This window comes from Exiguobacterium antarcticum DSM 14480 (assembly GCF_000685865.1).
Taxonomy (GTDB): Bacteria; Bacillota; Bacilli; order Exiguobacteriales; family Exiguobacteriaceae; genus Exiguobacterium_A; species Exiguobacterium_A antarcticum.
Genome location: NZ_JMKS01000003.1, coordinates 370,055 through 384,052, shown reverse-complemented (window position 1 = coordinate 384,052; position 13,998 = coordinate 370,055). Strand labels below are relative to the sequence as shown.

Here is a 13,998-nt window from a genome sequence, read left to right as displayed (position 1 = left end):
TCTGTTTTTTTTAGGAGGAATGAAGATGGAAAGGTCTTTTTTTGAACGATCACCGGTCGATGTCGCGCCGGAATTACTCGGAAGTCTTCTGACGGTTGGTGCAGTCACGATGCGGATTGTGGAGGTTGAAGCCTATCTTGGACCATACGATCAAGCGGCCCATTCCTACAGCGGACGCCCAACGAAGCGGACGGCACCGATGTTTGGACCGGCCGGTCACATCTATGTGTATTTCACTTATGGCATGCACCATTGTCTGAACATCGTCTGTGGGGAGAGTGGTCAAGGATATGCGGTCTTACTGCGCGGCGCGGAGATTATCAGCGGGCATGACCTCATCGCAACTCGTCGGTTTGCGAAACCGTATGCGACATTGACAAAAACGGAACAAAAAAATCTCGTCAATGGACCGGCGAAGTTGTGCCAAGCCTTCGGGTTGACGACGGCTGACTCCGCTGTGGATGTATATACGGATTCTCGTTTTCAAATCGAGGCAGGCCCTGCAGGAACGATCGTGCAGACGACTCGAATCGGGATTCCGAACGCCGGCGAGGCAACGGCATACCCTTGGCGTTTTTACGAAGAGGGGAGCAGTGGAGTGAGCAAAAAATGAAAAACACGGAGGAAATATGTGAAGTCCATCGGAATGGAGATAAAGCAAAAGAAAGCTAGACATCAAAAAACACGCTTCTCTTTATAAGGGAAGCGTGTTTTAAGGGATGCATTATTTTGGTGTATTGATTGATTTTTTAGCTTGTTGTTTTTTATAGAATTTGTAGACGATCGGTCCGACCGTCGTAGCGAGCGTGATTAATGTCTTTAATTTCCCTTTTTTAGCTGCCATGAAATGATTCACTCCTTACGTAAGTTGTACTAATTATATTCCACTAAAGCAAAAAAACAAAACCTTTTCCGCACATTGATTCTTTGCGTAAGAGCGGAAGACTGAGATAGTACGAGTAGAAAAGAAAAAAGGAGCTGATGAAATGGCGGGAATCGTATGGTATCGAAATGATTTACGGGTCGATGATCATGAAGCATTGTCGCGTGCCTGTAGCGAACAACAGACGGTCCGAGCACTTTTCATTCAACGTGAGACAGAGACGAGAGGTCACCAACACGTGACATTTGAACGGGAGACGCTCCAATCCTTACGGGATCATTTAGGGCAACTTGGAATCGAACTGACGATTTTGCGAGGGGGGTCGATGGAACAACTCTCGCGGTTCATTGAACCGGAGGATGTCCTCTATTTTCACAGGATGACTGGTTTTTACGAAGAATGTCTGGAACAGGAGGTTCTGCGACAGTTTACAGCCTGTATGTATGAGACACAAACGTTACATCTTCGGGAAGACATCGGTAGTGATGAACTGAAACGAGTCTTTACGGCATTTCGAAAAAGAGTCGAAGAGTCCGGTCGATTCGCGGAACCGATCGATGCACCGGGAGAAGTCCGGTATGTTGAACCGCAAGAGGTGAGAGCTATGGATCATCCGCATACGTCATTTCCGTTTGCAGGCGGTGAAGCGGCAGGGCGTGCTCGTTTGACCGAGTACCTGGAACGACCTGTCTTTACTTATAAAGAGACACGGAACGGCTTTGATCGCGATGATTCCTCCAAATTATCGGCTTGGCTTGCGAACGGTTCGCTTTCGCCACGGCGTGTCATGGCAGAGTTACAACGAACTGAACGTCTGCATGGGGCGAACGAATCGACTTATTGGTTATACTTCGAATTGTTGTGGCGTGACTTTTTCCACTTGACGATGCGGGAGACGGGACATCGGCTCTTTCGGTCCAATGGCTTGCGAGATGGTCATCTGACATGGAAAACGGATCAATCGGCGGTCGATGCCTGGATGGCGGGACGGACCGGTCAACCATTCGTGGATGCCTTCATGCGTGAAATTCGAGAAACGGGATGGATGTCGAACCGTGGACGCCAGATTACGGCGAGTTATTTGATTCACGATCTGAAACAAGATTGGCGGATCGGGGCGCGTTATTTTGAACAGCAGTTGATTGACCACGATGTCGCTTCCAATTATGGGAACTGGGCCTACATTGCAGGGGTCGGAAACGCGACACGTACACCACGATTCAACCCGGAATTCCAACAACAAAAATACGATCCGACAGGGGCATTCATCCGGCGTTGGATGTCAAGTGAAACGACTGAAAAATGATCAAATTTTAAGAGCCGGAACCAGTTGCATTTCGATAATGGGAATGCTATATTAAATGCAACAGATGGGGTTCCTGAGATGTACGAGAGCCGCCTTTTATCTTTGAGCCACTCTTTTTTGATAGGGAGTCTGACGTTCCAACTAGTAGTACATGCCTCGTAACACAGCAGGAGGACGTACGAATAGGAGTCGGATAAGACACCCACCTGCACAGCAGGTTCAAAAATAAGGTATCGACACGGCACTTCGGGTCCCATCGTTTATTTTTTAAAAAGTGATTCATCTATACGTCGCATGACGTTTTTTTTTATGATATAATTCCGAGTAAAACAGTATGAGTATTGTGAGGTTATGAGATGTTACATCAATTTTCGCGTAATGAATTAGCAATCGGTAAGACTGGACTTGACGCATTGGCATCCAAGTCTGTCGCAATTTTAGGGATTGGCGGCGTCGGTTCGTTTTCGGCGGAAGCCCTTGCCCGTAGTGGTGTTGGACGTTTGATCCTCGTCGATAAAGATGACATCGACATCACGAACGTCAACCGCCAGATTCATGCTCTACTCCCGACGGTCGGACAGCCGAAGGTCGATGCGATGGCCGATCGGTTGATGCAAATCAATCCCGACCTCGAGATCGTTCGTTTAAAGATGTTTTACAATGAAGAAACATATGAAGCTTTTTTCGCTGAAAATCCGGATTTTGTCATCGATGCGTCGGATACGGTTTCCTTTAAGATTCATTTGATCAAAGAGTGTAAGCGACGTCAGATTCCGATCATCTCGAGTATGGGGATGGCGAATAAGATGGATCCGACTCGAATCAAGATCGTTGACATCAAGGATACGAGTTATGACCCGCTCGCGAAAGTCATCCGGACACGATTACGTAAAGAGGGAATCCATAAAGGTGTACCTGTCGTGTTCTCTGACGAACCACCTGTCAAAATCATCGAAGAAGTGCGGCAAGTCGTTGGAAATGACGAAGCTGTCATCCGGAAAGCGAAGATGCCACCAAGCTCGAATGCCTTTGTCCCATCCGTAGGGGGATTGATTGCGGCGAGTTATGTCATCAATGAAATCGTTCGGGAAGCAGGCGTCATCATCGAACGTGTCCGTTAAAAAAGCGACCTGAGGAGGTCGCTTTTTCTGATACGTACGTTTACGGTTGTTTTTTCCAAAAATCGAGTCGGGCCTGCACTTGTTTTTCAAAACCACGTGGACTAGGGGTATAGAAGACAGGTTTCGTTCGTGCCAGATTTTCGGGCCAGTAGTTTTGTTTGACATAAGCATGTGGAAACTGATGTGGATATTGATACTCGACCCCGTTACCTAACGCTGCAGCACCAGCATGATGCGCATCGCGTAAATGTGGGGGGACCGGACCGCCATCGGAACGTCGGACCAGTTCGAGTGCTTTGTCGATTGCCGTGATGACGGCGTTTGATTTCGGAGCAGTCGCTAAATAGAGGACCGTTTCCGCAAGTGGAATGCGTGCTTCCGGAAAACCGATGTATTCACAAGCCCGGGCACAGGCATCGACGAGCAACAAGGCTTGTGGGTCTGATAAACCGATATCTTCGGCAGCATGGACATACAGGCGCCGGACGATGAAGCGAGGGCTTTCCCCAGCTTCGATCATGACAGCGAGCCAGTATAAGGCGGCGTCTGGATCCGAGCCACGAATCGACTTGATGAAGGCAGAGATGACATCGTAATGACGATCACCATCCTTATCGTATTTTAATGCTTTTTGTTGGATCGATTCTTCGGCAACCGCGAGGTCAATCGTGATTTCCCCATCGATTTCCGGTGTCGTCAAGACGGCGAGTTCTAGTGCATTCAGTAAAGCCCGGTAATCCCCGTCCGATAATTTGACGTAATGGTCGACGGCGTCATCGGTGATCGTGATCGGATATTTTCCGAGCCCGCGTTCTTGATCTTGTAATGTACGTCGTAACACGATCCGTAAATCGTCGGTCGTCGGTGTTTCAAACCGGAAAACGGTTGCTCGAGACAACAAAGCCGCATTGACTTCAAAACTTGGATTTTCCGTCGTTGCACCAATCAGCGTGATTGTACCGGCTTCAAGGGCTGGCAATAATGCATCTTGTTGCATCTTATTAAACCGATGAATTTCATCTAAAAATAGGATCGTTTTTTGTTGGTCAAACTGGAGTCGCGATTCGGCCGCCTTCAGGACTTCGCGCAGTTGATCCAGTTTTGCCGTGACGGCATTTAATTGTTCAAACGCTGACTTCGTATAACTGGAGATGACTCGGGCAAGCGTCGTTTTGCCGGTCCCGGGTGGTCCGTAGAAAATGACGGTCCCAAGCCGGTCGGCAAGGATCGCCCGACGTAACAAGGTAGATTCTCCGATTAAGTGACGTTGTCCAACGATTTCGTCCAAGGATTGAGGACGCATCCGATTGGCGAGCGGACCAGCAGGAGAGTGGGATTCAAATAGATTAGCCATAGGTAGCGTTCCTTCTTTCGACTTTTAGCTACTACTATACTAGAAAGGATGTTTTTTCGCATGATGAAAATCTCGACAAAAGGCCGATACGGTCTGACAATCATGATTGCTCTCGCTAAAGGAGGCGAGTTAAAGCCATTATCCTTAAAGAAAATTGCTCAAAGTTATGAGTTGTCGGAACACTATTTAGAACAGTTGATTGCGCCGCTTCGTAACGGCGGTCTCGTCAAGAGCGTTCGTGGGGCATATGGTGGATACAAATTAGGGCGTCCGGCAGACGAGATTACGGCAGGCGACATCATTCGTTTGCTCGAAGGACCACTCGTCGTCGTCGAAGGTGACAACTGTGACGAAGTGACGAAACGGAAGTTATGGGATAAAATCCAACGTGCCGTCGATCAAGTACTGGATACGACGACGTTAAAAGATTTAGCCGAAGAAGACGATACAGGATACATGTTTTATATATGAGAGGTGACAACAATGATATATTTTGATCATGCGGCGACGACGCCGATGCGTCCGGAAGTATTGGAAAAAATGACGCCATACATGTTAGAGCAGTTTGGCAATCCGTCGAGCGTCCATGCGTTCGGAAGATCAGGACGTGCTGCGATCGATGCTGCCCGACGGACGATCGCAACAGAATTAAACGCTAACCCAACGGAAGTGATCTTTACAAGCGGGGGAACGGAAGCGGATAACTACGCCATCATCGGATCCGCGATGCAGTACCAGGTCAAGGGGCGTCATGTCATTACGACACGTTTCGAGCACCATGCGGTCCTTCACGCATTCGAAGAACTCGAAAAACGTGGGTTTGAAGTGACCTATCTCGATGTACCTGCGTCCGGCGTCGTATCGGAATCCGCATTACGTGCTGCTGTTCGGACCGATACGATTTTAGTATCGATCATGTTTGGCAACAACGAAGTCGGAACGATTCAGCCGATTGCGGCATGTGGTCGATTCTTACAGGAACAACAGATTTTGTTTCATACGGACGCCGTCCAGGTTTTTGCGAAGCGGGAGATTGATGTCGAAACGATGGGGATTGACCTGTTATCGGCTTCGAGTCACAAAATCAACGGACCAAAAGGTGTCGGCTTACTGTATGTCCGCTCTGGTCTCAAGCTGGAAGCACAGTCTTTTGGTGGCGAGCAGGAACGCAAGCGCCGTGCCGGGACCGAAAACGTCGCCGGAATCGTTGGTTTTGCGGAAGCTGTCCGGTTGACGGCCGAGGAACGGGAGCAACAAACGAACCATTATCGTCAGCTACGGACGATGTTACTCGCGCGGCTCGAAGCGTCAACGATCGACTTTGAAATCAATGGAGCGGAAGGATTGGCGCAAGTCATCAACCTGTATTTCCCCCATGTCGAGATTGAACCGTTTTTGATCATGCTCGATATGCGGGGAATTGCCGTCTCGAGCGGAAGTGCCTGTACGGCAGGATCGATTGAACCGTCCCATGTCCTTTCAGCGATGTACGGTGAAAATCCGCGGACGAAACAGTCTGTTCGGATCAGCTTCGGATTAGGGAATGATTTAGCACAAGTCGAACTACTCGCACAAGGACTGATAGATATCGTAAAATCGTTTCAGAACAACTAAGAGGTGAAGAAAATGAACACACGCGCAAAAGCACCGAGCGAAACAACGGTCGTCGTCGGAATGTCCGGCGGTGTCGATTCTTCGGTCACGGCTTATTTATTAAAACAACAAGGGTACAACGTCATCGGAATCTTCATGAAGAACTGGGACGATACAGATGAAAACGGATTTTGTACGGCGACAGAAGATTATGAAGATGTCATCGCTGTTGCGAACCAAATCGGGATTCCGTATTATGCGGTCAATTTCGAAAAAGAGTACTGGGATAAAGTCTTTACGTATTTCCTAGACGAATACAAACTCGGACGGACGCCAAACCCGGACGTCATGTGTAACAAAGAAATCAAGTTCAAGGCGTTCCTTGATCACGCGATGCGTCTTGGCGCTGATTTCGTTGCGACGGGACACTATGCCCGTGCCGTCTACGAAGATGGGGAACATAAAATGCTTCGTGGCGTCGATACGAACAAGGATCAAACGTATTTCTTGAACCAACTGTCACAAGATCAAATTGCAAAAGCGATGTTCCCGATCGGACATATGGAAAAATCAGAAGTCCGGAAAATTGCGGAAGAAGCGAACCTCGCGACAGCGAAGAAAAAAGATTCGACCGGTATCTGCTTCATCGGGGAACGAAACTTCAAACAATTCCTCAGTCAGTATTTACCGGCCCAACCGGGTGAAATGCGGACGCTGGACGGGAAATCGATGGGACGTCACGATGGTCTGATGTATTATACGATGGGACAACGGCATGGTCTTGGCATCGGTGGAGATGGTGAACCGTGGTTCGTCGTCGGAAAAAACCTGGCGGACAACATCTTATTCGTCGAACAAGGTTTCCACAATGAATTGTTGTATTCAGAAGGTTTGTATGCATCTGACATCAGTTGGACGGCATCGATGCCGGCTGGAACAGAATTCCGATGTACGGCGAAATTCCGTTATCGTCAGACGGATACGGCAGTCACGGTACGTGTGCTTGAAAACGGTCGTCTTGACGTCGCATTTGACGAGCGTCAACGTGCGATCACACCTGGACAAGCGGTCGTCTTTTATGATGGTGACATCTGTCTGGGTGGTGCGACGATCGATGAAGCATACAAAGCAGGGGAACGCTTAGCATATCTTGCCTAAAGGAGAGAACTATATGAACTATAATGAAGTAGGTTTTAGACATCTGGAGTCCGGTAACTATGAATTGGCTGCCCAGGCCTTTAACGATGCAATCGAAGCACAACCAAACGATCCGACGGCCTATGTCAATCTGGGCACATTACTCCAATCGATGGATGATGCAGACCGCGCTCTTCGGTTTTATGAAAAGGCATTGACGATCGATTCGACGTTTGCCAGTGCCCATTATGCAAAAGGGGCCTTGTTTTTCGCGGCAGATCAACTCGTCGAAGCGGAAGAATCGTTACGACTTGCGTTATTGCATGGACTAGACGATGCCGATTTACACTTCATGCTCGGACTGACGTACCAAAAGTTAGGTGATCCGATTCGAGGAATTCCCCGTCTGAAACAGGCAACGGAATTGAACGGCGTTGATGTCGAAATCGCCTTCCAGTACGGATTGGCGCTCGCCCAAAACGAACAGATCGAAGAAGCAGCAGAAATCTTCGAGCAGGTGCTATTGCTGGAAGAGACGCATACGGATGCACGTTACAATTATGCGATTGCACTCGCCTTCTTAGGAGAGCAAGAAGCGTGTTATACCGAACTTGAAACCGTCCTTGCGTATCAACCGAATCATACGTTGGCACAAGATGCGAAAACGAAGATGGATGCGTTATTAAAATAAGAAAACTCGCCGTTCCCGATGATAATCGGAAAAACGGCGAGTTTTTTTAGTGCCCGACTTCTCGGATGACACGTAACGAAGGGCCAGAAAAATTTTCGTACGCTTCGTCCATGTTTTTGGTGTACAATTCGATGACGTTCTGTTCGGTATCTTTGAAATAAGCAGAATACTCTTTGTCGTTTGAGGTTTCTTGTTCGTCCCACTCGCGAATCTTGACGGCAATCGAAGCTGTACGTAAAAATTCGAGTGCCTCGTCAAATTTGTCTTTTTCGACATAAAAGGCGCAGTGGACATGCATGCCCCCTTCATCATATAGACTGTCCCATTCCGTGACGGGAAGTCGTTTGACTGTCCGCTCTTCCATCGTGAAGTCACGTTTGAGCCAAAGACCAAGGCGGGTGTTCCCACCGATGTAGAGCCAAGTCGCCCAGACACCGTCAGTTTTGGCTTGCTCCTGACTGGGTTCAGCATCCTCTGGCGCCCACTGTTCGACGATTGGAATCCCAAGTGTTTTATTCCAAAAGGCGACAGCACGTTCCATATCCTCAACTTCTAATACTAATTCACATAATCCGGCAATCGGCAAACGTCCCATTATCCGTTCCTCCTATCAAAAATTAATTCAAGGTACGTTTCCCTCATTTAAAATCGACTAAACGAATGCTATGATAATGGCAGAGAACTGGAGTGAAGAAAGTAGGTGGAGCGATGGAGCACCCCCATCATGTAGTAGGTCGAGTCAAACGTGTGCTGTTTTCCTCCGAAGAAGAGGCCCATTCGATCGTTTTGATCACAATCAAAGAAAAAAACTTTGAATTAAAAGAAACAGAACTGGTCGTCACGGGAACAGGCGTCGGGATTGAACTGGGTGGAACGTATCAAGCGTTTGGACGGTTGATCGACCATCCCCGATTCGGCAAACAATTAAAAGCAGAGCTGATTCGCCGGTCGGTCCCGATGACGAAACACGCGGCAGTCCGTTTTTTGACAAATGGTTCGTTTACCGGCATTGGTCCGAAAACAGCGAAAAATATCGTCGACGCCTTAGGTGAGGACGCGATTGATGTCATCCTAAAAGACGGCAAGGCACTGGACCGGGTGCCGGGTCTCAAACAAAAACAGGCCGATGTGATTTTTAGCCGACTGGCCACGTTGTATGGGGTCGATCAATTGATGCTCTTTTTAGCCCCGTTTGACGTCACCCCAAAACTAGCGGCGAAGATTTATGCCGCTTACGAAGGAGACGCGATGGCACGAATTCGTGAAAATCCGTATTCCTTGATGTATGAAGTCAGTGGAATCGGGTTTAAGACAGCGGATCAGATTGCCTCGCATCTTGGTCTCGTCGGTTTACATCCGGAACGGGTCGCAGCTTCCATCATGCATATTCTAGAGCAAGAGGCAGCGGAAGGTCATGCCTTCGCGACGGTCGAATCCTTGTTGCAGCGGGCACCCCGTCTACTAGGGGAAGACCCGGGCGAACGGCTCGAACAAGCCATCGAATTATTATTGACGGAAGATAAGGTCAAACTCGAAGAGGGTTGTTTGTACTTACCGACGATTTTTTACGCCGAAGTCCGGGCCGCAAAGGAGTTGGCCCGCGTCATGGCGAATGGCTCGGAACAAGAAGTCGATGTCGCAACAATCTTGTCGGCGATTGGTCAACTGGAGGAACGTTTCGGAATGGAATATGCCGTCCAACAGCGCGAGGCGATCGAACTCGCGGTTAAAGCCCCGTTGATGGTGTTGACAGGTGGTCCGGGTACCGGAAAGACGACAGTCATCAAAGGAATCCTGCACGCGTTACAGGAGATTCATGACTGGCCACTTGAAAAAAGCCAGGTCAAATCAGGTGAGGTCTATCCGTATGTCCTCGTCGCGCCGACCGGACGAGCGGCGAAACGTCTGTCCGAGGCGACGGACGTTCCGGCGATGACGATCCACCGTCTCTTGAAATATGATGGAACGAACTTTCAATTAAACGAAGATCAACCGATCACAGGAAAGGTGTTGATCATCGATGAATCATCGATGATCGATATTTATCTGTTATCAAGTTTATTACGGGCTGTGCCAAACGGGATGAAGATTCTATTTGTCGGGGACCGCGATCAGTTACCATCGGTCGGACCTGGACAAGTCTTGGCGGATTTGATGGATACGGACGGGATTCCGGTCGTCCGGTTAAATGTCGTCCATCGGCAAGCCGAGGATTCGTCGATCCTTCGTCTGGCCCATGATTTAAAAAATCGGGTGACGTCAGCCGACCTGCTTGCCCCCTTATCGGATCGTCGTTTTTATTCGCTGGCGCCACAAGAGTCGTTACGCGGCATCGCGGCATTCGCAGAAAAAGCGCTTGCGAAAGGCTACTCGAAGTTCGATGTCCAAATTTTAGCGCCGACCTACCGGGGACAAGTCGGGATTGACGAACTGAACATCGTCCTCCAACAAGTCTATAATCCGGAAGCGCCAAAGAAACGGGAAGTCAAACAGGGGACACGGATTTACCGGAGCGGTGATAAGATTCTCCAGCTCGTCAATAATGCGGAAGAAAACGTCTATAACGGAGATATCGGCGAAATCGTCAATATCTTTTTTGCGAAAGAAAACGTCGATAAGGTCGATAAGATCATCGCTCGTTTTGATCAGACGGAAGTCGAATACAACCGGAGTGACTGGGATCAGTTCACACATGCCTATGCGATTACGATCCATAAAGCGCAAGGGTCGGAATTTCCAATCGTCTTGATGCCTGTTTTCTTCACAGGTGCCTTCAAACATTCTCGGAATCTGATTTATACGGCTGTGACCCGTGCGAAAGCGAGTTTATTGTTGTTTGGTGATCCACGCGCCTTTTACAAAGCGTCGCAGGAGGAAGAACCACGTCGACGGACCCGGCTGATTGAACGGCTGGGCGGGATGACAAAGACTTGACTGGATGCGTCAGATAGGTAATAATCACGGTAGATGAATGGACGCAAAACGTTGATGGAAGTTAAGTAAGACGAATTGTTCATGTACCAGAGAGAGATGGGATTGCTGCAACCATCTCCATGACGATTCGTCCGAAGCTCCTTCCGGAGTCGAGTGCAAACACTTGCGGGTAATCTCCGTTATTGGATTTTTCGAGGTGAAGAGAGGAACTGTCTTTACGAACGAGGGTGGTACCACGAGAGCGATGCTTTCGTCCCTTTTCAGGGATGAATGTATCGTTTTTTTGCGTTCAGGACAAACTAATCAATTCGGGGGTATTTTCGATGAAACCATTAAAACCATTGACAGGTGCACAAATCCGTCAGATGTATCTCGATTTTTTCCAATCAAAAGGACATGCAATCGAGCCAAGCGCGTCGCTCGTCCCGATTGAAGATCCAACATTACTTTGGATCAACTCAGGTGTCGCGACCTTAAAAAAATATTTTGATGGACGTGTCATTCCAGAGAATCCACGAATCGTCAATGCTCAAAAATCGATTCGGACGAATGATATCGAAAACGTCGGAAAAACAGCCCGTCACCATACGTTTTTCGAGATGCTCGGAAACTTTTCTGTCGGCGATTATTTCCGGGAAGATGCCATCAAATGGGGCTGGGAACTGTTGACGAGTGACGACTGGTACGGACTCGATCCGGAACGTCTTTCCGTGACGATTCATCCGGAAGACGATGCTGCTCGTCAGATTTGGCTCGAACTGGGTGTACCAGCTGAACGCATCATTCCGCTAGAAGATAACTTCTGGGAAATCGGAGAAGGTCCATCCGGTCCGAATACGGAGATTTTCTTTGACCGTGGACCGGCATTTGGCGACGATCCAAACGATTCCGAATTGTATCCGGGTGGCGAAAACGAACGGTACCTTGAAATTTGGAACATCGTCTTCAGTCAGTACAACCATGACGGACATGGCAACTATACAGAATTACCACGGAAAAACATCGATACAGGGATGGGACTCGAACGGATGGCAAGCGTCATGCAGGATGTGCCAACAAACTTCGATACGGACTTGTTCATGCCGATCATCCACAAAACAGAAGCACTCAGTGGGAAAACGTATCGGGAAGATGCGAAACTCGATGTTGCGTTTAAAGTCATCGCCGACCACATCCGGACAGTAGCCTTCGCGATTGGAGATGGGGCATTGCCTTCAAATGAAGGACGTGGTTATGTCTTACGCCGTTTGCTGCGTCGTGCCGTCCGTTATGCGAAGATGCTTGGCATCGAACGTCCGTTCATGCATGAACTCGTTGATACGGTCGGGAGTGTCATGGTGGACTTCTATCCACAAGTACCGGAGAAAGCAGACTTCATCAAACGTGTCATCAAAAACGAAGAAGAGCGGTTCCATGAGACGTTACATGATGGTCTGGCCATCTTGAATACAGTGGCACAAACGGCTAAAAGTAATGGCGAACATACAATCAGTGGCGAAGATGCATTCCGTCTGTATGATACGTATGGTTTCCCGCTCGAGCTGACGGTCGAATACGCAGAAGATCACCAGATGTCGGTAGATGAAGAAGGTTTCAAACGGGCGATGGATGAACAACGGAAGCGTGCCCGTGCTGCCCGTGAAGATGGTGGTTCGATGCAGCAACAATCGGAAGTCCTCGCGACGTTAACCGTTCCGAGCCAATTCATTGGTTATACGGACCTTGAGACGGATGCGAAAATCATTGCGTTGCTGCATGATGGAGAGCGAGTGACAGAAGTCGCTGCAGGAGAAGAAGCACAACTCTTATTAGATATCACACCGTTTTATGCGGAGAGTGGTGGAGAAGTCGCGGATACAGGAACCATCGTCGGTGCAGACTTTGTACTGGATGTCAAAGATGTTCAAAAAGCACCAAATGGACAAAACTTGCATACGGTCGTCGTCCGGACGGGGATTGCGTTGGCTGATGCGACGGTCCGGGCAACGGTCGAAGCCTCATCACGTCAAGCAATCACAAAAAACCACACAGCGACACACTTGTTGCATAAAGCCTTGAAGGATACGCTTGGTACACATGTTAATCAAGCGGGTTCGCTTGTATCAGCGGAACGTCTTCGTTTTGATTTCTCGCATTTTGGTGCAGTGACGGCAGAAGAATTAACGACGATCGAACAAGATGTCAACCAAGCCATCTGGGCATCACTCGCTGTTGAAATCGAAGAGATGAATATTGCTGATGCCAAAGCAAAAGGTGCAATGGCGTTGTTTGGCGAAAAATATGGTGAAACAGTCCGTGTCGTTTCGGCGGGAACGTATTCGATCGAATTATGTGGTGGAATTCATGTCAAGAATACAGCAGAAATTGGTCTGTTCAAGATTGTTTCTGAGTCCGGTATCGGTGCTGGGACACGACGGATCGAAGCGGTCACAGGTGCAGGTGCGTATCACGTCATGAACGGTCACTTGCAGACACTCGAGCAGGCGGCACGTGTGTTGAAAACGAAAACAGCGGAAGTGCCAGGACGGATCGAAGCGCTCCAACTCCAACTTCGTGAAACGGAACGCACAAACGAATCATTACAAGCGAAGTTGTCGAACATCGAAGCGGCGTCACTCAAAGACGATGTTGAACAAATCAATGGCGTCCAAGTCCTTGCTAAACAAGTCGACGTCCAAGACATGGACGCTCTCCGTGGCATGATGGACGAACTAAAAGGTAGCCTTGGTTCAGCAATCATCGTTCTTGGAAGTGCCCAAGGCGATAAGGTCAATCTCGTTGCGAGTGTCTCAAAAGACTTGATCGATCAGGGATATCACGCAGGTAAACTGATCAAGGAAGTCGCAACACGTTGCGGCGGTGGCGGTGGCGGCCGTCCGGATATGGCACAGGCGGGCGGAAAAGATCCTGCAAAATTGAACGAAGCGCTTGCGTTTACTTCACATTACGTGCAATCACTGGCATAATAGAGAAGTAGTG

At 48.7% G+C, this 13,998-nt stretch carries 11 protein-coding genes, 1 other RNA gene and 1 other annotated feature; of the genes, 10 read left to right on the top strand and 2 right to left on the bottom strand.

Annotated features, from left to right (window positions below; genetic code table 11):
* Positions 1–25 precede the first annotated feature (25 nt).
* The 4 genes from P404_RS0103055 (at position 26) to P404_RS0103040 (ending at position 3,310) form a co-directional block, all read left to right on the top strand.
* Positions 26–613 (top strand): DNA-3-methyladenine glycosylase, encoded by a 588-nt coding sequence (locus tag P404_RS0103055; RefSeq protein WP_034773993.1) that lies wholly within the window; start codon positions 26–28, stop codon positions 611–613.
* A 373-nt stretch (positions 614–986) separates the two neighbouring features.
* Positions 987–2,189, top strand: a complete 1,203-nt coding sequence (locus tag P404_RS0103045) for a DASH family cryptochrome (protein WP_026829935.1) — start codon at positions 987–989, stop codon at positions 2,187–2,189.
* Positions 2,190–2,256: 67 nt separating this feature from the next.
* Positions 2,257–2,446, top strand: a non-coding RNA gene (gene ssrS / locus P404_RS18165) — 6S RNA.
* 99 nt (positions 2,447–2,545) lie between these two features.
* Positions 2,546–3,310, top strand: coding sequence for a tRNA threonylcarbamoyladenosine dehydratase (locus tag P404_RS0103040; protein WP_014970879.1), 765 nt, complete (start codon positions 2,546–2,548; stop codon positions 3,308–3,310).
* Between the two features lie 40 nt (positions 3,311–3,350).
* Here the strand turns inward: P404_RS0103040 and P404_RS0103035 are convergent, their stop codons facing one another.
* Positions 3,351–4,664, bottom strand: coding sequence for a replication-associated recombination protein A (locus tag P404_RS0103035; RefSeq protein WP_014970878.1), 1,314 nt, complete (start codon positions 4,662–4,664; stop codon positions 3,351–3,353).
* A 63-nt stretch (positions 4,665–4,727) separates the two neighbouring features.
* Between P404_RS0103035 and cymR the strand changes: the two genes are divergently transcribed.
* The 4 genes from cymR to P404_RS0103015 are packed head-to-tail and all read left to right on the top strand — an operon-like array spanning position 4,728 to position 8,085.
* Positions 4,728–5,135, top strand: a complete 408-nt coding sequence (cymR, locus tag P404_RS0103030) for a cysteine metabolism transcriptional regulator CymR (protein ID WP_026829934.1) — start codon at positions 4,728–4,730, stop codon at positions 5,133–5,135.
* Between the two features lie 12 nt (positions 5,136–5,147).
* Positions 5,148–6,278, top strand: a complete 1,131-nt coding sequence (locus tag P404_RS0103025) for a cysteine desulfurase family protein (protein WP_026829933.1) — start codon at positions 5,148–5,150, stop codon at positions 6,276–6,278.
* A 12-nt stretch (positions 6,279–6,290) separates the two neighbouring features.
* Positions 6,291–7,415, top strand: a complete 1,125-nt coding sequence (mnmA, locus tag P404_RS0103020; RefSeq protein WP_026829932.1) for a tRNA 2-thiouridine(34) synthase MnmA — start codon at positions 6,291–6,293, stop codon at positions 7,413–7,415.
* 13 nt (positions 7,416–7,428) lie between these two features.
* On the top strand, positions 7,429–8,085 hold the full coding sequence (locus P404_RS0103015) for a tetratricopeptide repeat protein (RefSeq protein ID WP_014970874.1): 657 nt from the start codon (positions 7,429–7,431) through the stop codon (positions 8,083–8,085).
* Positions 8,086–8,131: 46 nt separating this feature from the next.
* Here the strand turns inward: P404_RS0103015 and P404_RS0103010 are convergent, their stop codons facing one another.
* Positions 8,132–8,680: a VOC family protein gene (locus P404_RS0103010; protein ID WP_026829931.1), complete on the bottom strand. Its 549-nt coding sequence runs from the start codon at positions 8,678–8,680 to the stop codon at positions 8,132–8,134.
* Between the two features lie 92 nt (positions 8,681–8,772).
* Between P404_RS0103010 and recD2 the strand changes: the two genes are divergently transcribed.
* Together recD2 and alaS are read left to right on the top strand one after the other, a co-directional pair.
* Positions 8,773–11,019 carry an SF1B family DNA helicase RecD2 gene (recD2, locus tag P404_RS0103005; RefSeq protein ID WP_236624274.1) on the top strand — a complete coding sequence of 749 codons (2,247 nt, stop codon included), beginning with the start codon at positions 8,773–8,775 and terminating at the stop codon, positions 11,017–11,019.
* A 42-nt stretch (positions 11,020–11,061) separates the two neighbouring features.
* Positions 11,062–11,280: a binding site (T-box leader), on the top strand.
* A 62-nt stretch (positions 11,281–11,342) separates the two neighbouring features.
* Positions 11,343–13,985, top strand: a complete 2,643-nt coding sequence (gene alaS / locus P404_RS0103000) for an alanine--tRNA ligase (protein ID WP_014970871.1) — start codon at positions 11,343–11,345, stop codon at positions 13,983–13,985.
* The last annotated feature ends 13 nt before the right edge of the window (positions 13,986–13,998 follow it).